The sequence below is a fragment of the Methylobacterium terrae genome (genome assembly GCF_003173755.1).
Taxonomy (GTDB): Bacteria; Pseudomonadota; Alphaproteobacteria; order Rhizobiales; family Beijerinckiaceae; genus Methylobacterium; species Methylobacterium terrae.
The window spans coordinates 5,034,152-5,057,374 of sequence record NZ_CP029553.1 but is presented as its reverse complement, the minus strand read 5'-3'; the positions used below and the strand labels follow the sequence as shown (position 1 = coordinate 5,057,374).

General features: G+C 71.9%; 26 protein-coding genes. 14 read left to right on the top strand and 12 right to left on the bottom strand.

Annotated features, from left to right (window positions below):
• Positions 1-97: 97 nt before the first annotated feature.
• The gene (locus DK419_RS23410; protein WP_109961217.1) at positions 98-445 is read left to right on the top strand and encodes a DUF6481 family protein; all 348 of its coding nucleotides are present in this window, start codon (positions 98-100) and stop codon (positions 443-445) included.
• A 298-nt stretch (positions 446-743) separates the two neighbouring features.
• On the opposite strand, the gene DK419_RS23405 is transcribed toward DK419_RS23410, so the two are convergent.
• Both DK419_RS23405 and DK419_RS23400 read right to left on the bottom strand, forming a co-directional pair.
• A complete protein-coding gene (locus tag DK419_RS23405) occupies positions 744-1,241 on the bottom strand; it encodes a Ros/MucR family transcriptional regulator (RefSeq protein ID WP_109961216.1) in 498 nt (165 codons plus the stop codon).
• Between the two features lie 534 nt (positions 1,242-1,775).
• Positions 1,776-2,363 (bottom strand): DUF2147 domain-containing protein, encoded by a 588-nt coding sequence (locus DK419_RS23400; protein WP_109961215.1) that lies wholly within the window; start codon positions 2,361-2,363, stop codon positions 1,776-1,778.
• 298 nt (positions 2,364-2,661) lie between these two features.
• Here DK419_RS23400 and DK419_RS28820 point away from each other — a divergent pair, with 298 nt between their 5' ends.
• The 4 genes from DK419_RS28820 to DK419_RS23385 all read left to right on the top strand — a co-directional run bounded on the left by DK419_RS28820 (position 2,662) and on the right by DK419_RS23385 (position 5,471).
• Positions 2,662-2,811 (top strand): hypothetical protein, encoded by a 150-nt coding sequence (locus tag DK419_RS28820; protein ID WP_162561372.1) that lies wholly within the window; start codon positions 2,662-2,664, stop codon positions 2,809-2,811.
• 166 nt (positions 2,812-2,977) lie between these two features.
• Entirely contained in the window at positions 2,978-4,801 is a 1,824-nt protein-coding gene (locus tag DK419_RS23395) for a cation:proton antiporter domain-containing protein (protein ID WP_109961214.1), read from the top strand.
• A 119-nt stretch (positions 4,802-4,920) separates the two neighbouring features.
• Entirely contained in the window at positions 4,921-5,166 is a 246-nt protein-coding gene (locus DK419_RS23390; protein ID WP_109961213.1) for a hypothetical protein, read from the top strand.
• A 92-nt stretch (positions 5,167-5,258) separates the two neighbouring features.
• Positions 5,259-5,471 (top strand): hypothetical protein, encoded by a 213-nt coding sequence (locus DK419_RS23385; protein ID WP_109961212.1) that lies wholly within the window; start codon positions 5,259-5,261, stop codon positions 5,469-5,471.
• 111 nt (positions 5,472-5,582) lie between these two features.
• On the opposite strand, the gene DK419_RS23380 is transcribed toward DK419_RS23385, so the two are convergent.
• From DK419_RS23380 to DK419_RS23365, 4 genes are all read right to left on the bottom strand, one after another.
• Positions 5,583-5,840: a hypothetical protein gene (locus tag DK419_RS23380; RefSeq protein WP_109961211.1), complete on the bottom strand. Its 258-nt coding sequence runs from the start codon at positions 5,838-5,840 to the stop codon at positions 5,583-5,585.
• Positions 5,841-6,000: 160 nt separating this feature from the next.
• Positions 6,001-6,795 (bottom strand): MetQ/NlpA family ABC transporter substrate-binding protein, encoded by a 795-nt coding sequence (locus DK419_RS23375; protein WP_109961210.1) that lies wholly within the window; start codon positions 6,793-6,795, stop codon positions 6,001-6,003.
• 44 nt (positions 6,796-6,839) lie between these two features.
• Positions 6,840-7,505: a methionine ABC transporter permease gene (locus DK419_RS23370; RefSeq protein ID WP_109961209.1), complete on the bottom strand. Its 666-nt coding sequence runs from the start codon at positions 7,503-7,505 to the stop codon at positions 6,840-6,842.
• Entirely contained in the window at positions 7,495-8,661 is a 1,167-nt protein-coding gene (locus DK419_RS23365; RefSeq protein WP_109961208.1) for a methionine ABC transporter ATP-binding protein, read from the bottom strand. The genes DK419_RS23370 and DK419_RS23365 overlap by 11 nt, the downstream gene beginning before the upstream one ends.
• Positions 8,662-8,979: 318 nt before the next feature.
• Between DK419_RS23365 and DK419_RS23360 the strand changes: the two genes are divergently transcribed.
• On the top strand, positions 8,980-9,819 hold the full coding sequence (locus DK419_RS23360; protein WP_109961207.1) for an aldo/keto reductase: 840 nt from the start codon (positions 8,980-8,982) through the stop codon (positions 9,817-9,819).
• Between the two features lie 15 nt (positions 9,820-9,834).
• Here the strand turns inward: DK419_RS23360 and DK419_RS23355 are convergent, their stop codons facing one another.
• The gene (locus DK419_RS23355; RefSeq protein WP_109961206.1) at positions 9,835-10,347 is read right to left on the bottom strand and encodes a MarR family winged helix-turn-helix transcriptional regulator; all 513 of its coding nucleotides are present in this window, start codon (positions 10,345-10,347) and stop codon (positions 9,835-9,837) included.
• 173 nt (positions 10,348-10,520) lie between these two features.
• Between DK419_RS23355 and DK419_RS23350 the strand changes: the two genes are divergently transcribed.
• Positions 10,521-10,946 (top strand): organic hydroperoxide resistance protein, encoded by a 426-nt coding sequence (locus DK419_RS23350; protein WP_109961205.1) that lies wholly within the window; start codon positions 10,521-10,523, stop codon positions 10,944-10,946.
• A 75-nt stretch (positions 10,947-11,021) separates the two neighbouring features.
• On the opposite strand, the gene rdgB is transcribed toward DK419_RS23350, so the two are convergent.
• From rdgB to DK419_RS29225, 3 genes are all read right to left on the bottom strand, one after another.
• On the bottom strand, positions 11,022-11,654 hold the full coding sequence (rdgB, locus tag DK419_RS23345) for an RdgB/HAM1 family non-canonical purine NTP pyrophosphatase (RefSeq protein WP_109961204.1): 633 nt from the start codon (positions 11,652-11,654) through the stop codon (positions 11,022-11,024).
• Positions 11,654-12,367, bottom strand: a complete 714-nt coding sequence (gene rph, locus DK419_RS23340; RefSeq protein WP_109961203.1) for a ribonuclease PH — start codon at positions 12,365-12,367, stop codon at positions 11,654-11,656. Before rph ends, rdgB begins: the two co-directional genes overlap by 1 nt.
• A 538-nt stretch (positions 12,368-12,905) precedes the next feature.
• Complete coding sequence (locus tag DK419_RS29225) at positions 12,906-13,250, bottom strand: hypothetical protein (RefSeq protein WP_208642238.1); 345 nt, start codon at positions 13,248-13,250, stop codon at positions 12,906-12,908.
• A 219-nt stretch (positions 13,251-13,469) separates the two neighbouring features.
• On the opposite strand from DK419_RS29225, the gene hrcA reads away from it, so the two are divergent.
• From hrcA to DK419_RS23300, 7 genes are all read left to right on the top strand, one after another.
• Complete coding sequence (gene hrcA / locus DK419_RS23330) at positions 13,470-14,585, top strand: heat-inducible transcriptional repressor HrcA (RefSeq protein WP_109961202.1); 1,116 nt, start codon at positions 13,470-13,472, stop codon at positions 14,583-14,585.
• A 145-nt stretch (positions 14,586-14,730) separates the two neighbouring features.
• Complete coding sequence (locus DK419_RS23325) at positions 14,731-16,554, top strand: DEAD/DEAH box helicase (RefSeq protein ID WP_109961201.1); 1,824 nt, start codon at positions 14,731-14,733, stop codon at positions 16,552-16,554.
• A 319-nt stretch (positions 16,555-16,873) separates the two neighbouring features.
• Positions 16,874-17,686 (top strand): tellurite resistance TerB family protein, encoded by an 813-nt coding sequence (locus tag DK419_RS23320; protein ID WP_109961200.1) that lies wholly within the window; start codon positions 16,874-16,876, stop codon positions 17,684-17,686.
• A gap of 74 nt (positions 17,687-17,760) precedes the next feature.
• Positions 17,761-18,465 carry a septum site-determining protein MinC gene (gene minC, locus DK419_RS23315; RefSeq protein ID WP_109961199.1) on the top strand — a complete coding sequence of 235 codons (705 nt, stop codon included), beginning with the start codon at positions 17,761-17,763 and terminating at the stop codon, positions 18,463-18,465.
• Between the two features lie 120 nt (positions 18,466-18,585).
• On the top strand, positions 18,586-19,401 hold the full coding sequence (gene minD / locus DK419_RS23310; protein ID WP_109961198.1) for a septum site-determining protein MinD: 816 nt from the start codon (positions 18,586-18,588) through the stop codon (positions 19,399-19,401).
• Positions 19,398-19,667: a cell division topological specificity factor MinE gene (gene minE, locus DK419_RS23305; RefSeq protein ID WP_109961197.1), complete on the top strand. Its 270-nt coding sequence runs from the start codon at positions 19,398-19,400 to the stop codon at positions 19,665-19,667. The genes minD and minE overlap by 4 nt, the downstream gene beginning before the upstream one ends.
• Positions 19,668-19,767: 100 nt before the next feature.
• Positions 19,768-20,400, top strand: a complete 633-nt coding sequence (locus tag DK419_RS23300; protein WP_109961196.1) for a hypothetical protein — start codon at positions 19,768-19,770, stop codon at positions 20,398-20,400.
• A 4-nt stretch (positions 20,401-20,404) separates the two neighbouring features.
• On the opposite strand, the gene DK419_RS23295 is transcribed toward DK419_RS23300, so the two are convergent.
• A complete protein-coding gene (locus tag DK419_RS23295) occupies positions 20,405-21,292 on the bottom strand; it encodes an alpha/beta fold hydrolase (RefSeq protein ID WP_109961195.1) in 888 nt (295 codons plus the stop codon).
• 103 nt (positions 21,293-21,395) lie between these two features.
• On the bottom strand, positions 21,396-23,084 hold the full coding sequence (locus DK419_RS23290) for a methyl-accepting chemotaxis protein (protein ID WP_109961194.1): 1,689 nt from the start codon (positions 23,082-23,084) through the stop codon (positions 21,396-21,398).
• Positions 23,085-23,223: the final 139 nt, after the last annotated feature.

Here is a 23,223-nt window from a genome sequence, read left to right as displayed (position 1 = left end):
CGCTCCGAGGAGCGGGTGCGGTGCAGCCCAGCACGGATCCCGGCGCGGCCTGAGCGACAGGCGCGCCTTCTCACGCAGGACAGACGAGACCAACACGATGGCCGGCTTCAAGGACCAGAACTTCAACGACCGGCGGAGCACGTCCGCGGACGCGAAGAAGGCCCTGCTGGAGAAGTTCCGGGCTCGGCCCAGCACGGAGGACCCGGAGGTCCAGGCCCGGCTGGCGGAGCGGCAGAAGATCGCCGAGGCCCGCGCCTCCCGCGCCGCCGAGCGCGAGGCGGCCAAGCAGGCCGAGGCCGAGCGCCGCGCCGCCGAGGAGGCCGAGGCCAAGGCCCGGGCCGAGCGCGACGCGGCCGACGCGGCCGAGCGCGAGGCGGCCATGGAGGCCGAGCGCAAGGCCGCCCGCGACGCCCGCTACGCCGCCCGCAAGGCGCGCCGCAAGTAGGCCGGCAAGTAGGCCGGCAAGTAGGCGGGCTGCCGGATCGGCAGGCATTCCGGTTCCCGTCATGGGAACCGTCCCTTCTCGCAACCCCCGTCGGACCCCGCGGCTCTCGTGCCGCGCGAGGCCCCGGCGGGGGTTTCGCGTTCCGGGCCGCCCCCGCGATCCCGACCGGGATGCGATCGCCCGCGTGCGGCCGCGCCGCGCTCCGCGCGACGCGGCCTCGCTCAGGCGTGCGGAGCGATCCGGACCGGACGGCGCAGGGGGCTCGCTTCCCGCGGGCCCTCGGCCGCCCCTTCTCCCCTCACTCGCCTTTGCGCGGGCGACCGCGGCGGGCCGGAGCCTTCTCGCCCTCGCCGGTACTCTCCGCCGCGAGCCGGGCCGCGGCCGCGCGGTCGCGCCGGATCTGGCCGAGACCGAGACTCTTGGCGAGTTCCGAGCGCTGGGCGGCGTAGGTCGCGGCAACCATCGGGTAGTCGTGCGGCAGGCCCCACTTCTGCCGGTACTGGTCCGGCGTCAGACCGCGAGTCGTCAGGTGGCGCTTGAGCGACTTGTACGGCTTGCCGTCCTCCAGGCTGATGATGTGGTCCGGGGTGACGGTCTTGCGGATCGGGACCGGCGGCGCGGGCTTCTCGGGCTCGGGTGCCGGCGGCGCGGCCACGCGCTCGAGCGAGGCGTGCACGGAGGCGATGAGGCTCGCAAGCTCCCCGACCGGCACAGAGTTCTTCGACACGTAGGCCGACACGATGTCGGCCGAAAGATTGATCAGGTCCGAGGTCGATGCCTGCTCGTCGGCGCTCATGAGTTCCCCCTCATGGAATACTTCTTTGCACATGTGGGCAAAATCCCTAACAGTCAATGAAAATTTTTAATTCGCGAGTAGAGTGCGTCAACCGATAGCGTACGTCACCCGTTTGAGGGACGGACGCTGCTTCCAACCCAAGTTCTGTCACGGCGATGGGTGGTTGTATAAGGAATATTTCCTCAATCTTTGATTTTCAGGCTGGCCAGGGCGTTCGGCCTAAGCCTCATGAGCCACCAGGATGACGCAAGGGATGGCGCACAGCGGCACAAACTAAGAAACAATACTTGAAGTTGTAAGACGCTTCCGATTCCTCCCCGCCGGTAGCAGGGCCGGAACAAGCTCGTTCGATCGAACGATGCAACCTGAAGATGTATTTGCCGATCGCGGCTCTGGAAACGAAGAAGGGCACCCGTCGCGGCCGACGGGTGCCCTTTGACGAACGGTGCGCCGGCCCCGATCGGGGGGACGGGTTAGGCCGCGGCCCCGCATCGTGCGGGGCCGGGTCGCGATTGCGGGGTCAGGTCCCCGCGCTCAGGGCTTGGGCGCCGCCGCCGGAGCGGTGGGCTTGGCGGCGGCCGGGGCCGAGGCCGGGGCGGCCTTGGGCGCCGCAGCCCATTCCGCGTCCGGCCGCGGGCCGTTCGGGGCGCCGGTCGGGGCGGTGAGCTGACCGGGCAGCGTGTCGTTCACGCGGGTCCAGGTCTGCGATCCGCACAGGAAGCCCATCAGGCAGCCCCGGACGTTGAGCTCGCCCGGCTCCTCGGTCCAGATCGAGACGTCGTAGAGCTTGCCGTCGTCGGCGTTGTAGATCTGCCCCTCGTAACGGTTATCCGCGTTGGGTTTGAGCCCCATGATGAGCTGGTGGCCGAGCGAGGGTCGGCTGCGCTTCTTGGCGTCGGTGTTCTTGAAGTCGACCCGCGGCTGGCCCTTGTCGTCGTTGGGGGTCTTGAGCCAGACGGCGTAGCCGCAGACCCGGTCGGCGCGGCTCGGGCACTTCTCGATCCGGATGCGGGCCCGGCCGTCCTCGGTCAACCACGTCCCGCTCGGGTCTTTCGGGGCGGCGAGCGCCGCTCCCGACGACAGGCCGAGGGCAACGAGCGCCCCGGTCAGGACCTTCTTCATACTGTACACCCTCGTCTGGTGCGGCCCGCGCACAACACTGTCCGTCGCTGATGCCGCATCGCGCGGCCGGAAGCCAGAGGCCGGCCCATTGCGTCGGAATCGTGGGCGACCGACGCGAACATGCGGCCTCACGGCGGGATGTCACATGCCCGGTTGTCACATGGCCGGATGTCACATAGTCGGCCGCTCCTGCGGCGAGCTAGAGCAGCGGCGCCGGTCGGCAATCGTCCGAACGGCACGAAACGCCGATATTTTCGACTGCCGCAAAGCGGCGTCCGCTCAACCCCAGGGCTGCCGCATGTTCACGACCGAGCTCCTCGTGATGATCTCCGCCGTCCTCGGGGCGATCGTCATCGTGCTCGCCGCCCGGCCGGGCGCGAGCCTGCGCGCGAGCCTGCCGCGTCTGCCCCGCGCTGCCGGCGCCGCCCGCCGGCCCGCGGGACGCTGAGGGCGGTCCCGGCCTTCCCCGCTCGCGGGGATTTCGGGGAGATTTCCGGATGTTGCCGCGGTTTTTCGTGCGGCGCGGCACGGCAGGAACCCGGAAAGGCTGCTAGACTTCGGACAGTGAGCCGCTGCCCTCGCGGCGCCGCCGATTCCGAGGAGCCGATCCGACCGTGCCGCACGCCTCCGAGCTGATTGCCATCATCGCCCTCGGGCTCGTCTTCGCGTTCGTCGGCGGCATGCTCGCGCAGCGGCTCAAGCTCCCGCCTCTCGTCGGATACCTCCTCGCGGGCGTCGCGGTCGGCCCGCACACGCCGGGTTTCGTCGGCAACGCGGAACTGGCCGGTCAGCTCGCCGAGATCGGCGTGATCCTGCTGATGTTCGGGGTCGGCCTGCACTTCTCGATCGGCGACCTGATGTCGGTGCGCGCCATCGCGCTGCCCGGCGCGGTGGTGCAGATCGCGGTCGCCACCCTGATGGGTCTGGCGCTCAGCGTCGCCTGGGGCTGGGGCCTCGGGGCGGGCCTCGTCTTCGGCCTCGCCCTCTCGGTCGCCTCGACGGTGGTGCTGCTGCGGGCGCTCGAGGAGCGCAGCCTGCTCGATTCCGACAAGGGCCGCATCGCCGTCGGCTGGCTCATCGTCGAGGACCTGGCGATGGTGCTGGCGCTGGTGCTGCTGCCGGCGCTCGCCGGGCCGCTCGGCGGCGAGAGCGCTGGCGCGGCGCACGGCATCGCCGGCGACGGCAACATCTGGCTCACCCTCGGGCTGACCTTCGCCAAGGTGGCGGCCTTCGCCGCCCTGATGCTGGCCGGCGGCCGCCGGGTGGTGCCCTGGATCCTCGACCAGGCCGCCCGCACCGGCTCGCGCGAGCTGTTCACCCTGGCGGTCCTGGCGCTGGCGCTCGGCATCGCGTACGGCTCGGCGGAGTTGTTCGGCGTCTCCTTCGCGCTCGGCGCCTTCTTCGCCGGCATGGTGCTGGCGGAATCGGATCTCAGCCACCAGGCCGCCGCGGATTCGCTGCCGCTGCAGGACGCCTTCGCGGTCCTGTTCTTCGTCTCGGTCGGCATGCTGTTCGACCCGACCATCCTGCTGCGCGAGCCGCTGGCCGTGCTCGCGACCCTGGCGGTGATCCTCGTCGGCAAGTCGCTCGCCGCGGTCGCCATCGTGCTGGCCTTCCGCCACCCGCTCTCGACGGCGCTCACCATCGCGGCGAGCCTGGCGCAGATCGGCGAGTTCTCGTTCATCCTGGCGAGCCTCGGCATCGGCCTGAAGCTGCTGCCGCCGGAGGGCCGCGACCTGATCCTGGCCGGCTCACTCCTCTCCATCACCCTCAACCCGCTGATCTTCGCCTCCCTGAGCCGCCTCAACGGCATCATCGAGGGCCGGCCGGCGCTCGCCGCCCGGTTCGCGCGCGGAACCAGCCCGATCGCGGTCGTCGCCCACGCCAAGCGCCGCGAGGGCCACGCGGTGGTGATCGGCTACGGCCGGGTGGGGGGCGCCATCGGCAAGGCGCTGGCGACCTGGGAACTGCCCTTCGTGGTGGTCGAGCGCGACCGGCGCCGGGTCGAGGAGCTGCGCGCCGCCGGCATCGCGGCGGTGTTCGGCGATGCCGGGGCGCCGGGGATCCTCGATGCGGCCGATATCGGGCGGGCGCGCCTCCTGGTGGTGGCGAGCCCGGACGCGCACCAGGCCCGCCGCCTGATCGAGATCGCCCGGGAGGCCAATCCGAGGATCGACACGGTGGTGCGCACCCACAGCGACACCGAGCGGCGCAACCTCGAGGAGGAGAAGGTCGGCCTGGTGCTGATGGCCGAGCGCGAGGTCGGGTTCGGCATGGCGCTCTACGCCCTGCGCAGCCTGGGCCTCAGCGAGGGCGAGGCGCGCCTGTTCATCGACACGAGCCGGGCCGAGAGCCGGGCCGAGCCGGTCGCCGAGGCCGAGCCGGAGCTCGGCGCCCCGGAGCTGCGGCCGCACCGCGAGGCGTCGGCGGAATCGTGACGCCGCCCGGGGCTCGGGACGACGGCGCGGATGACGAAACCGCAACCTTCCGGCCATCGCCCCCTCACCTCGCCGGCGCCATCCTCGCCCGGTGGGGGCGAGGATGAGGGGACCCGACGATGGCGCAGCCGCAGATGGAGCGTCCGGCCGAGCTGATGGTGTGGCAGGGGGCGCGGGCCGCCCCCGGCCCGCGGGAGACGCGCCGCTTTCCCACCCTGCGCGCCGCCCTGGCGGCGGCGGCGGGCGCGGACGATCCCGAGACCCTGCCGTGGATCGTGACCGCGGACGGCGACGTGCTCAGCCCGCACTGGATCGACGGCCACGCGCCGCGCAGCGCGGCGCGCCCGATGCGCCTCCGGCCCTGAGGCGCCATCCGGCCGCTCCCGCTTGCGTCGTTCGGGCGGCTCACGTTCGGCGCGTCCGCGTGCTATCACGATGGCGACGAGCACGATTCGCCATGACGAGCCTGCGCAAGACCGCTCCTGCCCGCCCGGCGACCATCGCCGCGGCCACCCACGGCTACGCCGCCGCAGCCCTGCGTCTGCGGCGCGCCGCCAACGACAACCGGCCGGAACCGGGGAGGCGGCGACACCTGGCGCTCGTCGCCGGATTTTGGGTCGCAGGCCTGGTCGCGGCGGCGATCGCCCTGTGGCGCACCGGGGGATTCTGACGCTCCGACGTCGGAAGGGCGATACGCGAAGGCGCGCCCGCCGGGCGGAGCGAGCCGCCGGACGAACGCGCCTGACTAACCGTAGGGCGTGCTGGAATCCGGGATGCCGGATCAGCGGGCGTGGTGGTGACGGTGCATGCGGCGGTGCTTCATCATGCGCTTCTTGCGCATGGTCGGCTGCATGGTCTGGCGCGGGGCCGCGCCCATGGCCGGGGCGCCGCCCGGAGCCCCCATCTCGCGCTGCACGCCGCCGAGCGGGCCGCCGGCCTGCGAGCCCGAGTTGTTGTAGGGCGAGCCGCCCTGGGCGAAGGCCGGAACGGCGGCGACGGTGAGGACGGCCGCGACCAGGCAGGAACTCAGGATCTTCATCGGGCACCTCGAGACAATAGGCAGCCCGTCACTCGGGCCGTGCTGAGAAGACGCGCACGGCCTCGTTTGGTTTCATGGCCCCGCTTCATTCTGCGGCGCGCCTGTGGATAAAGGTCCGGCCGGCGGCCGGACCCCTCCGCGCTTCGGCCCTTCGGCCGGCTCACCAGCTGGTGAGAACCGCGCCCGAGAACTTGGTCTCGATGAAGGTCTTCACCTCCGGCGAGCGGTAGGACTCGACGAGGGTCGCCACCCAGGGCTTGTCCTTGTCGGCGCTACGCACCGCGATCACGTTGACGTAGGGGCCCTTCGGCTCCTCCTTCAGGATCGCGTCGGAGGGCTTGAGGCCGGCCGCGGTGGCGTAGTTGGTGTTGACCGCCGCCGCATCGACGTCGTCCAGCGAGCGCGGGGTCTGGGCCGCGTCGACCTCGATGATGCGCAGGCGCTTCGGGTTCTCGGTGATGTCGGCGACGCTCGGCTTGAAGCCGACATTCGGCTTCAGCTTGAGGAGCCCCTTGTCCTGCAGGAGCAGGAGCGCCCGCCCGCCATTGGTCGGGTCGTTCGGGATCGCCACGGTGCCGCCGGCCGGCACCGCGTCGAAGCTCTTGTGGCGCTTCGAGTAGACGCCCATCGGGAAGTTCACCGTCTGGGCGACGCTCTCGATCTTGTAGCCGCGATCGGCCTTCTGGTTGTCGAGATAGGGCTGGTGCTGGAACGAGTTGGCCTCGAGCTCGCCCGAGGACAGCGCCTCGTTCGGCACGACGTAGTCCGAGAACTCGACGATCTGCAGGTCGAGGCCCTTCTTGGCGGCGATCGGCTTCACCGCCTCGAGGATCTGGGCGTGCGGGCCCGGCGTCACGCCGACGCGCACGCGCTGGCCTTGAGCGGGGGATCCTTGCGCGAGGGCGGGGAGGCTGGCGGCGGTCAGGAGCACCGCGAGAGTCAGGGTACGCAGCATGGGTGTACGCTCCGAGGACGGTCTGGAGAGGAAGGGAAAAGGGGTCAGCCGTGGCGCAGGCGCTTGTTCATGCGCCGCGCCAGCCGGTCGCCGAGGGTCTGGACCAGCTGCACCAGGACGATCAGCACGACGACGACCGCGAGCATCATCTCGGGCATGAAGCGCTGGTAGCCGTAGCGGATGCCGAGGTCGCCGAGGCCCCCGCCGCCGACGGCGCCGACCATCGCCGAGAAGCCGATCAGCGACACCACCGCCAGGGTGAGCCCGAGCACGATGCCGGGCAAGGCCTCGGGGATCAGCACCTTGAGGACGATCTGGAGCGGGCTCGCCCCGAAGGCCCTCGCGGCCTCGACGAGGCCGCCATCGACCTCCCGCACCGCGCCCTCGACGAGGCGGGCGATGAACGGCGTCGCCGCCACGGTCAGCGGCACGGTCGCCGCGGCGGTGCCGATCGAGGTGCCGGCGATCAGCCGGGTGAACGGGATGATCGCCACCACCAGGATGATGAACGGGGTCGAGCGGGTGGCGTTGACGACGAGGCCCAGCACCCGGTTGAGCCAGGGCGCGGCGAGGAGTTCGCCCCGGCCGCTGGTGGCGAGGAACACCCCGAGCGGCAGGCCGATCAGCGTGCCGAGGGAGGCTGCCACCGCCACCATCTGCAGCGTGTCGAGGGTGGCCTGGACGAGCAGGCGGACGAGCTCAGGCGACATGGTGGAGATCCGTGGCGAGGGCGGTGCGCTGCCAGCCGGCGAGGTCGAGGGTGCCGAGCAGCTCGACGTCGAGGCCGCGGGCGGCCAGGAAGTCCCGCGCCCGCCGCACCGTCTCGGGCTCGGACGGGATCCCGACCACCAGGGTGCCGAAGGGACGTCCGGCGATCTCGTCGACGGTGCCCGAGAGGATGCCCGCCGGGATGCCGGCGTCGCGGGTGAGCTGGGCCAGCACCGGGTCGGTGGCGTGCGGGCCGCGGAAGGTGATGCGCAGGACCGCCTGCTTGCCCTCTCCCGCGGTCGCCGGGCCGGGCGTGAGGCGGGCGGCGAGCGCCGGCGGCAGGGTGCGGCCGGTCTCCTCGTCGAGGAAGGTGCGGGTGATCGCGGCCTGCGGCCGGGTGAAGACCTCGAACACGTCGCCGCTCTCGGCGATGCGGCCGTTGTCGAGCACCGCGACCTCGTGGGCGATCGCCCGGATTACCGCCATCTCGTGGGTGATGAGGAGGATCGTCAGGCCGAGCTCGCGGTTGATCCGGCCGAGCAGGTCGAGGATCGAGCGGGTCGTCTCGGGATCGAGGGCCGAGGTCGCCTCGTCGGAGAGCAGCACCTTCGGGTTCGTGGCGAGCGCGCGCGCGATGCCGACCCGCTGCTTCTGGCCGCCGGACAGTTCGGCCGGGTAGCGATCGGCCTGAGCCGTCAGCCCGACGAGGTCGAGGAGCTCGGCGACCCGGGTCCGGATCGCGGCCTTGTCGTATCCCGCCACTTCGAGCGGCAGCGCGACGTTGCCGGCGGCGGTGCGGGCCGAGAGCAGGTTGAAATGCTGGAAGATCATGCCGATGCCGCGGCGCTCGGCCCGCAGGGCGGATTCCGGCAGCCGCGAGATCTCGGCCCCGCCGACGATCACCCGGCCGCGGCTCGGCCGCTCGAGGCCGTTGACGAGGCGGATCAGCGTCGACTTGCCCGCACCCGAGCGGCCGATCACGCCGAGCACCCGGCCGCGCGGCACCGTGAGGTTGATGTCCTCGAGCGCCGTCACGGCGCCCGCGCCCCGGCGGGCGGTGTAGGTCTTCGCGACGCCCTCGAGGCGCACCAGCGCCTCGGACGCGTCGATCCGGTCGCTCAGGTCCGCCGGCACCGGCACGCGGACGGGGGCCGTCACGGCGCGCGGCTCCGGGCGGGCGGGAAGGCGGAAGCGGTCATCGGTGTCCTTCGTCCGGGTCTCTCGGGCCAGAGGCGTTGCGCCGGGCGTCTTAAACCGGCTGGCGGGGGCACAGAACCCCAGAAGCGGACTTTCTGTCAATCGGAATGTTCTTTTTGAAGAACACGTGTGGGGAGAAGGTCTTTTTTCCTGATCGGGCCGCCGCAGTCTCACCCCCGCGCCCGCGACGATCCGCAAAAAACCGTGCATTCTCCGTGCTCTGCCCTTGCCCTCCGGGCCTTGCGCGGCCCAGGACGGCGGAGATCGCAGGAGCGCGCGATGCGACGGCAACCCTTCGGACGCACCGGGCCCGCGGTGCCGGTGATCGGGCAGGGAACCTGGTACCTCGACGAGGGCGAGCCGACCGTGGCGGCGGCCGCCCTGAATCGCGGCCTCGACGTCGGCATGAGCCACGTCGACACCGCCGAGATGTACGGCGAGGCCGAGCCCCTGGTCGCCGAGGCCATCGGCGACCGGCGCGACGAGGTGTTTCTCGTCTCGAAGGTGCTGCCCGGGAACGCCTCCCGCCGCAGCACGATCGAGGCCTGCGAGCGCTCGCTCCGCCGCCTGCGCACCGACCGGCTCGACTGCTACCTGCTGCACTGGCGCGGCCCGCATCCGCTGGAGGAGACCTTCGCGGCCTTCGAGGACCTAGTGCGGGCGGGCAAGATCCTGTCCTGGGGGGTGAGCAACTTCGACGCCGGCGACCTCGACGAGGCCCTGTCGGTCGCCGGACCCGACCGCATCGCCTGCAACCAGGTGCTCTACCACCTGGAGGAGCGGGCGATCGAGCACGCCGTCCTGCCCTGGTGCCGGCGCCACGGCGTCGCGGTGGTGGCCTACAGCCCGTTCGGCCACGACAGCTTTCCGGGGCCTGGCACCCCGGGCGGGCGGGTGCTGGCGGAGATCGCGCAAGGGCACGACGCCACGCCGCGCCAGGTGGCGCTCGCGGCGCTCACCCGCGGGGAGGGCGTGCTGACGATCCCGAAGGCCTCGAGCCCCGCCCACGCGGCGGAGAATGCCGGCGGCGGCAGCCTGACCCTGAGCGACGCCGAACTCGCCCGGATCGATGCCGCCTTCCCGCGCGGACCGGAGCCGCGGCACCTGCCGATGCTCTGACGCGCTCGCCCCGGCTCACGCCGCCCCGCGATCCGGCGCCGCGCTGGCGTGCAGGCTGTCGCGCAGGGCCAGGATCTCGTCGCGCAAGGCGACCAGCCGCTCCGCCGGCTGGCCGGAGGCGCAGACGATCTCGTTGGGGAACGGCATCGCCTTGTCGCGCAGGGCCGCGCCGGATTCCGTGAGGTTGATGCGCATCAGTCGCTCGTCGTGGATGTCGCGGGCGCGCCTGACCAGGCCCGCCGCCTCCAGCCGCTTGAGGAGCGGCGTCAGGGTGCCGGAATCGAGGTAGAGGCGCTGGCCCAGCGTCTTCATCGTCTGCCCGTCCTGTTCCCAGAGCAGCAGCAGCACCAGGTATTGCGGGTAGGTCAGGCCGAGCCGGTCGAGCAGGGGCTTGTAGATCCGGTTGAAGGCGTGCGCCGCCGAGTAGACCGCGAAGCAGATCTGGCTGGAGAGGTGCAGGGCGTCGAACTTGTCGGCGGCCGTATCGGCGGCTTTGCCGGCGGTCGCGTCGCGGTCGGGCTCGGACATGTGCCACTTCCTCGCACTTGGCTCGCACGTCAGGGGGCCCGGCCCTGTCTCGACCCGCGGCTCAGACACTCATACCCTCGCGTTGGCGCAAAAACAAATTGCGCACAATCGAAATTCGGTCTATGAAGGATCCAGCGGGCGGCGCCACGCCGCCCCGACCCGAGGAGAGCCCCATGTCCGTCGACGTGAAGTACACCACCCAGGCCACGGCGAATGGCGGTCGCGACGGTCGCGCCCAGACCCAGGACGGCAGCCTCGACGTCAAGCTGTCGACCCCCAAGGAACTCGGCGGCGCCGGCGGCGCCGGCAACAACCCGGAGCAGCTCTTCGCGGCCGGCTACGCCGCCTGCTTCCTCGGCGCGATGAAGTTCGTCGGCGGCCAGGAGAAGATCGCCGTCCCGGCCGACACCACCGTGACCGCCAAGGTCGGCATCGGCCCGCGCTCCGAGGGCGGCTTCGGCATCACCGCCGACCTGACCATCTCGCTGCCGGGCCTCGACAAGGCGACCGCCGAGACGCTGGTCGAGAAGGCCCACCAGGTGTGCCCGTACTCGAACGCCACCCGCGGCAACGTCGATGTCGGCCTGACCATCGCGTGACCGTCGAGGCGGGGCGGCGTTCGAGCCGCCCCCGCTCTCTCGCGGTGCCCCTCCTTGCGGAGCGGGCGCCTTTTTCTATTCGGGCCGGCGCAGGCAGGCGGCCGCGAGCGCCAGGAAGGCGCGGGCGCGGTGCGACAGGGCCTCCCGCTTCGTCCAGTCGATGCCGTGCTTCTCCTCCGAGGAGAGCTCGCCGAAGGTGAGCGGGCTCTCGTCGGGCCTGAACATCGGGTCGTAGCCGAAGCCCTTGTCGCCGCGGGGCGGCCAGACCAGCTCGCCGAACACGCGGCCCTCGAACAGCTCCTCGTGCCCGTCCGGCCAGGTCAGGACGAGGGCCGAGACGAAGTGCGAGCGCCGGTTCGTGGCGCCCCGGGTGGCCAGTTCGCGTTCGATGCGCGCCATCGCGCCGGAAAAATCCTTCGATCCGCCGGACCAGCGGGCCGAGAAGAGCCCCGGCGCCCCGTCGAGGGCATCGACGCAGAGCCCCGAATCGTCCGCGAAGGCCGGTAGGCCGGTGGCCTTCGTCGCCGCCCGCGCCTTGATGGCGGCGTTCTCGGAGAACATCGTGCCGGTCTCGTCCGGCTCGGGCAGGTTCAGTTCGCCGGCCGAGACCGCCTCGACGCCGAAGGGCGCCAGCAACTCGCGCATCTCGCGCAGCTTGCCGGCATTGTGGGTCGCGATCACGACCCGCCCGGTGAGAAGGCGGCCCATCAGGCGATCGCCTGCTTCTGGAGCGCCACCAGTTCGGCGACGCCCGACTTCGCGAGGCGCAGGAGGCCGATGAACTCCTCCTCCGAGAACGGCTTTCCTTCCGCGGTGCCCTGCACCTCGACGAGGCCGCCGCTGCCGGTGATGACGAAGTTGGCGTCGGTCTCGGCGCCGGAATCCTCGGCGTAGTCGAGGTCGAGCACCGGCGCGCCCTTGTGGATGCCGCAGGAGATCGCCGCGACGTGGTCGCGCATCGGGTCGACCGAGATGATCGAGCGGCCGCGCATCCAGGTGAAGCACTCGTGCAGCGCGACCCAGGCGCCGGTGATCGCCGCCGTGCGGGTACCGCCATCGGCCTGGAGCACGTCGCAATCGACCACGATCTGGCGCTCGCCCACCGCCGGCAGGTTCACGACGGCGCGCAGCGACCGGCCGATGAGGCGCTGGATCTCCTGCGTGCGGCCGGACGGCTTGCCGGCATTGACCTCGCGCCGGTTGCGGTCGTGGGTGGCGCGCGGCAGCATGCTGTACTCGGCGGTGACCCAACCCTTGCCGGAGCCGCGCAGCCAGGACGGGCCGCGCTCCTCGAGCGAGGCGGTGCACAAGACCTTGGTCTCGCCGAAGGAGACGAGGCACGAGCCCTCGGCGTAGCGCGAGACGCCCCGCTCCAGCGTGACCTTGCGCAGCTCGTCGGGGGCGCGCTTCGAGGGGCGCATGGGCAACTCCTGTCCAGGGCGCCGCGCGTGACCGGCGCGACGCTGAGATCCGCTAAGGGCCGCGCGCTCTTAGGCGCTGGCGCCGGGGGCGGCAAGGGGACGGAGGCGGTCCCGGTCATCCCGGGGCCGCGCAGCGGAGCCCGGAGTGCCGAAGGCACACCCAGGACCGCAGGTGTTTCGGAAGCCATCGGAACGGTATTCGCCTGATCCTCCATCGCCCGCGTGCCGGATCCCGGTCTCTCGCCTCCGGCGATCCCCGGGACGATGCGGCGGGTCGGAGATCCCGGGCTTCCGATCGTCGTCCGGCTTCGATCAGATCTCAGAGCCTGTTTGATCTGCGTGGCACCTTTACCCCACCCTCAGCCTCATCCTGAGGTGTCAGTCGATTGCGGATCGACTGACCTCGAAGGAGGGCTCCAGAAATCCGTGCGATATCCGGAGCCCTCCTTCGAGGCTCCTTTCAGTCGCACCTCAGGATGAGGCCGTGAATGGGATGGAATGCACACATACGATGACGTTCCTTCGATAAAACAGGCTCTCAGTAATACCCGTAGTGACGCCGGCCGTGGTGGTGGCCCCAATGCCGATGGTGATGGTGGCCCCAGCCGTGGTGGCGGCGGTGATGGCCCCAGCCCCCGTGATGGTGATGATGCCGGCCCCACCCGCCATGATGATGGTGACCGCGGTGGCCCCATCCGTGGTGGTGCCCGTACTGCACCTGCACCACCCCGGCCGCGGGAGCCGGGTTCGCGCCGGGCGCGAAGGGCGCCGCCTCGGCCGCGCCGACGGCGAGGAAACCGCCCACCGCCAGGGCCGCCGCCGCGAGGAGCCGCTTGCCGGCCTTCATGGTGCCGGCCATCGTGGGATTGCGCTTCGTCAGCATGTCCGCCTCCGGTTCGTCCCGCCGCGTCGATGCGGCCATGGGGTCAGAGTGGTGCCGGCGGGCTGAACGGGTTGTGAGACCTCGTGTCGGCCCCCGTTCAGGCACGACGCGATAAGCGCGGGCAGGCTCCGAATTTCCGCCCCCGCGCGGCGTCGCGTCCGCTTGCGCCGGGCGCGGCCGCGCCGCACAGTAAGGGGTCGTTTGGCTCCCGTAGGGTTGATGAACACGCGCGACATTCCACCTTTCCCGCCTCCCCTGCCGGGCGGCTCCGGACAGGCCCGTGCCATTGCCGAGCTCAACGAGCGCTCGCGGGAAATCTTTCGCCAGATCGTCGAGAGCTACCTCGCCACGGGCGAGCCGGTGGGGTCGCGCAACCTCGCCCGCATCCTGCCGATGGCGCTCTCCCCGGCCTCGATCCGCAACGTGATGTCGGATCTGGAGCAGGCCGGGCTGATCTACGCCCCCCATACCAGCGCCGGCCGTCTCCCCACCGAGCACGGCCTGCGCTTCTTCGTCGACGCGCTGCTCGAGCTCGGCGACGTCGGCCAGGAGGAGCAGGGCCGGATCGAGGCGCAGATGCGCGCCGCCGCCTCGCGCCACACCTTCGAGAGCGCGCTGACCGAGGCCTCGGTGCTGCTGTCGGGCATCTCCCGCGGCGCCGGCGTCGTCGTCACGACGAAGCAGAACCCGCGCCTGCGCCACATCGAGTTCGTGCGCCTCGATCCCGGCCGCGCCCTGGTGGTGCTGGTCTCCGACGACGGCTCGGTCGAGAACCGCCTGCTCGACCTGCCCTCCGGCCTGCCGGCGAGCGCGCTCCAGGAGGCCTCGAACTTCCTCAACGCCCGCATCCGCGGCCGCACGCTCGGCGAGGTCCGCACCGAGATCGAGGCGGCCCGGGCGGCGATGAAGCAGGAGCTCGACGAGATCACCGGGCGCCTGGTCGATGCCGGCCTCGCCCGCTCGGTCGGTCCGAGCGAGGAGCGCCAGCTCATCGTGCGCGGCCAGGCCAACCTCCTCGACGACCTGCGCGCGGCGGAGGACCTGGAGCGCATCCGCCTGCTCTTCAGCGACCTGGAGAGCCAGAAGGACGTGATCGACCTTCTCTCGCGCGCCGAGGGCGGCGAGGGCGTGCGGATCTTCATCGGCTCGGAGAACAAGCTGTTCTCGCTCTCCGGCTCGTCGATGATCGCCGCCCCCTTCCGGGACGGCAGCCAGACCATCGTGGGCGTCGTCGGCGTCATCGGGCCGACCCGGCTCAACTACGCCCGCATCGTCCCGATGGTCGATTTCACCGCCCGGGTGGTGTCGCGGATGCTCGAGCGCGGGCGGGTCTGAGCCCCGCCGCCGGGGCTCCGAGCGTTTTGTCCGGGCTCCAAGCGGTTTGTGATGTGGGGAACGCAGAAATCCTGCTTGTCCCCCGGATTCACAAGCGGGCGGGGCTCCGTCATGGTCCGGGAATGGCCCGTGATTCCCTGAAGCCTTGAGCGCCCCGCCCCGTCCCCTGCGCAGCCACCAGCGCAGCCTGTCCGAGCTCGTGGCCTCGCTCGCCCGGGGCGAGGCCACGGGCATCGCCGACATCCTGGCGGCGGTGACGCCCGGGGGCGGCAAGTCGCTGCTGCCGGTGATCGCGGCGTCGAAGCTGATCGCGGCCGGCCTCGTCGACCGGGTGGTCTGGGTCGTGCCCCGGGATTCCCTGCGGCTCCAGGCGGAGGAAGCCTTCGCCGATCCGGCCTGGCGCGCGGCCCTCGGTCATGCCCTCTCCGTGCGGGCCGCCGACAACGCGCCCGACCCGAGCCGGGGCCTGGCCGGCTACGTCACCACCTACCAGGCGGTGGCGGCGGCGCCCGCCCTGCACCTCGCCGAGATGCGGCGCCACCGCACGCTTCTCGTCGTCGACGAGGTCCACCACCTGCCGGCCCTCGGCGACGGCGACCGGGACAGCGAGGCGGCCGCCTGGAGCCAGGCCCTGCTGCCGCTGTTCCGCGAGGCAAGCTTACGGCTCCTCCTCTCCGGTACCCTCGAGCGGGCCGACGGCCGGCGCATCCTGTGGCTCCCATACCGGACGGAGAACGGCTCCGCCGTGCCGGACATCGAGGCGCCGGGCTGGGCGGTGATCGGCTATTCCCGCGCCGAGGCGCTCGCCGAGAAGGCCGTGCTGCCGGTCAATTTCGGGGCGCTCGACGGCGAGGCGAGCTGGCTCGAGGGCGGGCGCACCTCCGGCCAGGCCCGGGTCGGCCCGCACCGGCTCTCGGGGTCGAGCCCGAGCGCCACGACCCGGCCGGCCCTGTTCACGGCGCTTCGCACCGGCTTTGCCCGCGACCTCCTGCGCGAGGCCTTCTTCGCCACCCGCCGCCTGCGGGCCGAGCGCCGGCGCCGGCGCGGCCTCACGGCGGGCGACGCCGTCCGGGGCCTCGGCAAGCTCCTCGTCGTCGCCCCCGACCAGGCGAGCGCGCAGAGCTACCACGCGATGATCCAGGCCTGGATGCCCGAGGAGCAGGCCCGGCGCGACGTGCGCATCGCCACCTCGGTCGAGGCCGACGCCCACGCGGCGCTCGCCGCCTTCCGGCTCACCCCCGAACCGGCCGTGCTGGTGACGGTGGCGATGGCCTACGAGGGACTGGACGCTCCCGAGGTCGCCGTGGTGGCGGCCCTCACCCATATCCGCTCGCGGCCCTGGCTCGAGCAGATGATCGCCCGGGCGACCCGGGTCGATCCCCATGCCGGCGACTACGCCGACCAGCACGCCCTGGTCTTCCACCCCGACGACCCGCTCTTCGCCCGCTTCCGCGCCCGGATCGAGACCGAGCAGGCGACCGCCACGCGGCCCCGCAAGCGCCCGACGGGCGCCGCCTCGGCCGAGCCGCGGCCGCCGGCGCAGACCGACGACGGCATCGTGCCGCTGGAGAGCAACGCGCTCGGCCTGCGCTACGCCATGCTGCGGCCGGGCCCCGCCGTGGCGATGGCCCGTCCCGAGGCGGCCGACGCCGCGCCGGTGCCGCCCTCGCGGATCGAGCGGGCTTTGCGCGCCCGCCTCGCCGCCATGGTGACGGCCCAGGCGGTGGAGGACGAGGCCGAGTTGCAGGCGAGGCCCGGCGCCCCCCTGCCCCACCGCTACAACGCGGTGCTCAAGCGCCTCTTCAACAACAAGAGCCGGGCCGCGATGACGGTCGAGGAGCTGGAATCGGCGCTGGCCTGGCTGGAGCGCAACCGGCTGCAGGACCACCTGCACCTGCTCGACGGCGATTCGCGCTACGCCTGGAGCGTGCGGCGGCGCTGGGCGGGGATGGAACGACGGCCGGGATGAGATTACTGTCTGTCGCTAGTGAATACGAGAAAGTCGCGGGATCCCCTCTCCCGCCTGGAGTAGAGGTAGGGGCGATCGAAGATCGCGCCGGGTGACACGCTTCAGTCTAAAGCTCTGACCGTCATGCTGGCCGCTCGACGTTTGGCGATTTACACGGAACCGTAGCACCCTCACCCCTGACCCCTCTCCCAGACGGGAGAGGGGGGCGCGTTCGACTGAAAATCGGAAGGGGAAAATATCCGCCACCGCTCCCGTCCCCTCCCCTTGCGGGAGCGGCGTGCCACACCATCTCGACGGCTCGTGCCGGAGGGTGCCCCCGATGTTCGATGCCAAGCGCCTGCTCGACCAGTTCCTCGGCGGCTCGCCGCGGGGAGGCGGCTTCGGCGGCGGCCATCCCGGCCATCGGGCGCCCGACGGACACGCGCCCTCCCCCCTCGAACAGGTCGCCCGCTCGCTCGGCGGCGGGGGCGGCAAGGCGGCGATCCTCGGCGGCCTCGCCTCGCTGGTCCTCGGCGGACGGCGCGGCCGCGGATTCGGGATGCCCGGCGGCGGGATGCCGGGAATGGGGGCCGGCCGGGCCGGCGGCCTCGCCCTGATCGCGACCCTCGCCTACCAGGCCTACCAGAACTGGCAGGCGAACCAGGGACAGCCAAAGCACGGCCAAGGCGGCGCCCCGCCCACCGGCCGGGCGGCGGGCTTCATCCCCTCCGCCGACGAGGCGGCCCGGATGCTCGGCGGCACGCGCTTCGCGCCGGCTTCCGCCGCCGACGAGCAGGACCGCGCCCGTGCGCTCCTGATCGCGATGATCACCGCCGCCAAGGCCGACGGCCATATCGATGCGGAGGAGCAGGGCCGCATCTTCGGCGAGATGGACCGCCACACGCTCGACGCCGACGACAAGGCCTTCCTGATGGATGCGCTGCGCGCGCCCGTGGACGTCGAGGCGGTGGCGCGGCTGGCCCGCAACCCCGAGCAGGCGACCGAGCTCTACGCCGCCTCCCTGATGGCGATCACCGTCGACACGCCCCAGGAGCGGGCCTATCTCGACCACCTCGCCCGCAGCCTCTCGCTCGATCCGGGCCTGGTGCGACACATCGAGGCCACGCTCGCCTCCGCGGCGTCGCAAAGGTGAAGACTTCGTTACGCACGTTAACCATTCGCTAACCATCAGGCGCGCCTGATGGGCTGGTAACGAGTCGTAAACCCGTGACCAGCCAGACCCAAACCCGCCCACCGATCCGCTTTCGTGGCCGCTCGTTCCTGGCGGTCGTGTTGGCCCCCGAGGTGCCGATCGAGGATTGGCTCGCCGATCTCGACGCCCTTGCCAGGCGCTCTCCGGCCTTCTTCGCCGGCCGCGCCGTGATCCTGGACGTGACCGCCCTGGCGCCGAGCCGGGACGCGCTTGCGGGCCTGGTCGCCGCCCTCAACGAGCGCGAGATCCCGATCATGGGGATCGAGGGCGCCGGAGCCGGCGCGCTCGGCCCGGGCATGCCCCCGCCCCTCAACGGCGGCCGGCCCTCCGGCGAGGTGGCGATGCCGGGCGAGGCCCCGGCCGCCGCCCCCGTCGAGCGCGTGACCGGGGCGAAGTCGCTGATGCTGGAGAGCCCCGTGCGCTCCGGCCAGGCGATCCTCTTCCCCGAGGGCGACGTGACCGTGATGGGCTCGGTGGCGTCCGGCGCCGAGGTCATCGCCGGCGGCTCGATCCACATCTACGGGGCCCTGCGCGGCCGCGCCATCGCGGGCGCCGCCGGCTCGCCGGGCGCGCGCATCTTCTGCCGCAAGTTCGAGCCCGAACTGCTCGCCATCGACGGGCTCTACCGCATCGCCGACGACATCGACCCGAGCCTGCGCGGCCGTGCCGTGCAGGTCTGGCTCGACGGCGACGCGATGCGCACCGCAGCCCTGGACTAGTTCACCGCCCTGGGGGCCCCGCAGCAACATTCCGCGGACAGGGTGAAAAACATCATGAAAAAACATACGCAGGGACCGCGCCGGTCGCGAATTCGCAATCGACCGATTCAGGGGGGACCAATGGCCAAAGTCATCGTGGTGACATCCGGCAAGGGAGGGGTGGGCAAGACCACCACGACGGCGGCGCTCGGCGCGGCCTTGGCCAAGACGGGCCAGAGCGTCTGCGTCGTCGACTTCGACGTCGGCCTGCGCAACCTCGACCTCATCATGGGGGCCGAGCGCCGCGTCGTCTACGACCTCATCAACGTGGTCCAGGGCGACGCCAAGCTCCCCCAGGCCCTGATCCGCGACAAGCGCCTCGACACCCTCTCGCTGCTTCCCGCCTCGCAGACCCGCGACAAGGACGCGCTCACCGACGACGGCGTCGCCCGGGTGATCGGGGAACTCCGCGAGAAGTTCGACTGGGTGATCTGCGACAGCCCGGCCGGCATCGAGCGTGGCGCGACGCTGGCCATGCGCCACGCCGACATCGCGGTCGTGGTGACGAACCCCGAAGTGTCCTCGGTGCGCGATTCCGACCGGATCATCGGCCTGCTCGATTCGAAGACCGAGCGCGCCGAGAAGGGCGAGCGGCTCGACAAGCACCTGATCCTGACCCGCTACGACCCCGGCCGGGCCGAGCGCGGCGAGATGCTGAAGATCGACGACGTCCTGGAGATCCTGTCGATCCCGCTGCTCGCGGTGATCCCGGAGAGCGAGGAGGTGCTGAAGGCCTCGAACCTCGGCAGCCCGGTGACGCTGAACGCGCCCCAGAGCGCCCCGGCGCGGGCCTACGCGGACGCGGTGCGCCGCCTCAAGGGCGAGACCGTCGCGATGACGGTGCCGTCCGAGAAGCGCTCCCTGCTCGGCAAGCTGTTCACCCGGAGGGCGGCATGAACCTGCTGAGCTTCCTGTCGCGGCGCGGGACGGCGCCGGTGGCGCGCGAGCGCCTGCAGATCCTGCTGGCCCACGAGCGCACCGCCTTCGGCCGCTCGGACCTGGTGGCGATCCTGCGCGAGGAGATCCTGGCGGTGATCGCCAAGCACGTCGCGATCGACCAGGAGAAGGTGAAGGTCACGATGGAACGGGGCGACGCCGTCTCGACCCTCGGCGTCGACATCGAGCTCCCCGACAACAAGGTCGCCCGGCTCGCCAGCGCGTGACCGCCACGTGCGCGGTCGCCGACGGTGCCGGAGCGCGATACAGACCGGGCAGGCACGGGGACCGTTCGAGTCCCGCGCCTGCCCGGAAGAGGTCGAGGTCATGCCGGACGCCCCCACCATCTACGCCAACACCCTGATGGCCCTCAGCCTGCGCCGGCCGGGCATCCTTCAGGTGACCCTCGGCACCGCCGGCTTCAGCGGCGAGGACGTCGAGGTCGCGGTCAAGCTCGCCGTGCCGGAGGATACCGCGGTCGAGATCGTCGAGGCCCTGGTCGAGGGCCTGCAGGCGGCGGCCGAGGAGGACGAGGACGACGACGAGGCCCCCGAGCCCTACGAGGCCTCGGTCGGCGACGTCGCGACGGCGGGGCTGCTGGCCACCACTTTGGCCACCGCCATGGGCGACGCCCTCGACCTTCTCGCCGCGCGGCCGGACTTCCTCGAGCGGCTGACCGAGATCGAGGACCGTGCCGTGCTGACGACGCGCAACTCCGTCTCCGAGGGCGTCTCGGTCGACGACGAGGCGAAGGCCGTGCGCGACACCGTCGCGGTGCTCCAGAGCCTGTTCGCCCAGTGGCGCAAGGACCACGTCCCGCCGGCCCCGCCCGAGGGCGGAGAGCCGAAGGATTCCGGGCCCGAAGATTCCGGGCCCAAGGATTCCGGGCCCAAGGATTCCGGGCCCAAGGATTCCGGGCCCAAGAACCCCGAACCCGAGGATCCGGAGCCCCAGACCTGAGGACTCAGCCCAGGAAGTCGAGGAGCGCCGCGCTCACCTCGTCCGGGCGCTCCTCCTGCAGGGTGTGGCCGCAATCGAGGGCGCGCCCGCGCACGTCGCGCGCCTTCTCGCGCCAGGTCTCCAGCACGTCGTAGGTCCGGCCGACGATGCCCCGGGCGCCCCACAGGGCGAGCAGCGGCGCCGCGATCCGCGCCTCGGCATCGGCCGCGTCGTGCGCGAGGTCGATCGTCGCAGCCGCGCGGTAATCCTCACAGATGGCGTGGCGGGTCGCCGGATCCCGGTAGACCCGCAGGTACTCGGCGAACAGCTCCGGGCTCGGGCAGCCCGGCGTCTTCGACTGACCCTCGAGATGGGTGCGCAGGAAGAATTCCGGATCGGCGCCGATCAGACGCTCCGGGAGAGGCGCCGGCTGGATCAGGAAGAACCACCAGAAATACGCGGTGGCGAAAGCCTTGTCGGTGCGCGCGTACATCGTCGCGGTCGGCGCGATGTCGAAGACCGCGAGCCGCGAGACCGCGGCCGGGTGGTCGAGGGCGAGCCGATGCGCCACCCGCCCGCCCCGGTCGTGCCCGACCACCGCGAAGCTTTCGTGGCCGAGGGCTCGCATCACCGCCACCGCGTCCGCCGCCATCGCGCGCTTGGCGTAGGCCGCGTGCCCCTCGCCGCCCGGCGGCTTGTCGGAATCGCCGTAGCCGCGCAGGTCCATCGCCACGACGGAGAACCGCTCGCCCAGGCGCGGCGCCACGGCGTGCCAGGTCGCATGGGTCTGCGGGTGGCCGTGCAGCAGCAGGACGGGCGGTCCGCTGCCCCCGGCGGCGGCCCGGATCCGCACGCCGTCGGCGTCGATGTCGTGGAGCGTGAAGCCCGGGAGGAAGGGGTCGCGTGCCGTCATGCGCCTGCTCCGTCCGGACCGATCGACGACCGTCCGGCCCGCATGCCCTATCCCACGGAGCGCGCCGCGTCATCGCGCCCCGTTCGCGGCCGCCCGGCGCCGGTCAGGCCGCCCGGACGGTGGCGAGGAAGCGGTGCACCTCGCCCGAGAGGTGCTCGGACTGACGCGACAGCTCGGAGGCCGAGGCGAGAACCTGGGTCGCCGCCAGGCCGGTCGTCTCGGAGGCCTGGGCCACCCCGGCGACGTTGCCGGTCACCGCGCTCGTGCCGATCGAGGCCTGCGAGACGTTGCGCACGATCTCCTGGGTGGCGCTTCCCTGCTGCTCGACGGCCGCGGCGATCGAGGCGGCCACCGCGTCGATCTCGCGGATCAGCGAGGTGATCGCGCCGATCGCCCCCACGGTCTGCGTCGTCACGCCCTGCACCTCGCCGATCTGGCGCGCGATCTCCTCCGTCGCCCGGGCCGTCTGGTTGGCCAGTTCCTTGACCTCGGCGGCGACCACGGCAAAGCCGCGTCCCGCCTCGCCGGCCCGGGCCGCCTCGATGGTGGCGTTCAAGGCCAGGAGGTTGGTCTGGCTGGCGATGTTGGAGATCAGCCCGACCATGTCGCCGATCTTCGCCGAGGTCTGGCTGAGGGCCTGCACGAAGAGCGTGGTCTGGTCGGCTTCCGCCACCGCCCGCTGGGCGAGGCCGGCGGAGCCGGACACCTGGCGGCCGATCTCGGAGATCGAGGCGCCGAGTTCCTCGGCCGCCGCCGCCACCGTGCCGACATTCGCCGCCGCCTCCTCGGCCGCGGCGGCGACGCTCGACGATTGCGCCGCCGTCTCGGAGGCGGTCGCGGACATCGAGCGGGCGGTGGCCTGCAGCTCGGTGGCGGAGGACGACACCGAGCCGACGATGCCGCCGATCTCGGCCTCGAAGCTGTCGGCGAGCTCCATCATGGCGTGCTGGCGCGCCGCGGCCGCGGCCGCATCGGCGATCTGGCGGCGCTCGGCATCCTCGGCCGCCTTGCGCGCCACCATGGCCTTGATGCTGTCGACGGCGCGGCCGAGCGCCCCGATCTCGTCGCCGCGCCGGCTCTCGGCGATCTCGGCGTCGATCTCGCCCGCCGCCATCCGCTCCAGCACGGAGACCAGCCGGGTGATCGGCCGCCGGATGTTCAACATCAGCGCGACGACCGCGCCGAGCAGGCTCAGCAGCATCGCGGCGCCGACGACGAGGCCGACCCGCGTCGCCGCGGCGATCCGCTCGGAGGCCGCCTCCATCGCCTCCTGGGTGAAGCGGTTGGCGTTCGCAACCGATTCGCCGATCGTCTTCTCCGCGCGCCCGGTCAGGGCGGCGATCTCGTGGCGGGCCGCACCCGCCGCCGCGGCGTCGACCGGCCGGCCGTAGAGGTCGGCCCGGCCGGCTTGCGCGTACCGGCTCACCGCCGCCGCGAGGTCGTGCACGTTGCGCTCGCTGTCGCGCAGGACGTCCGGCTTGAGGGCGATCGCGATCGGCCGCGCGAGGCTCGCGGCGGCAGCCCTCGCCTCCTCGCGCGCCGCGGTCACGGCGGCGTCGGCGGCCGCCGCGTCGCGCGCCAGCTCGACGGTCTTCTGGCTCAGCTGGATCCGGGTGACCGCGAGCTGCGCCTGCGAGATCCCGCGCAGGATCGTCGCCTCGCGCGCGACCGCCTCGTTCGCGGCGCGCACTTCGACGTTGCTGGACCACTGGTTGGCGATCGCGCCGGCGGCAAACAGCGCGGTTACCGCCGACGACAAGGCAAGCTTGCTTCCGATGCTGAGCCTGAACATCGTAGGACTCGTTTCCCCTGAGGAGACCGAAGACTGGAACGGTCTAACGCCTAGGGTCACCCCGTTAAGAAAGATTTGTCGCGCACAAGAGAGACAGCCGAAATGTTTTTTCGCACAAAGGGAACCGATAGTGGATCCG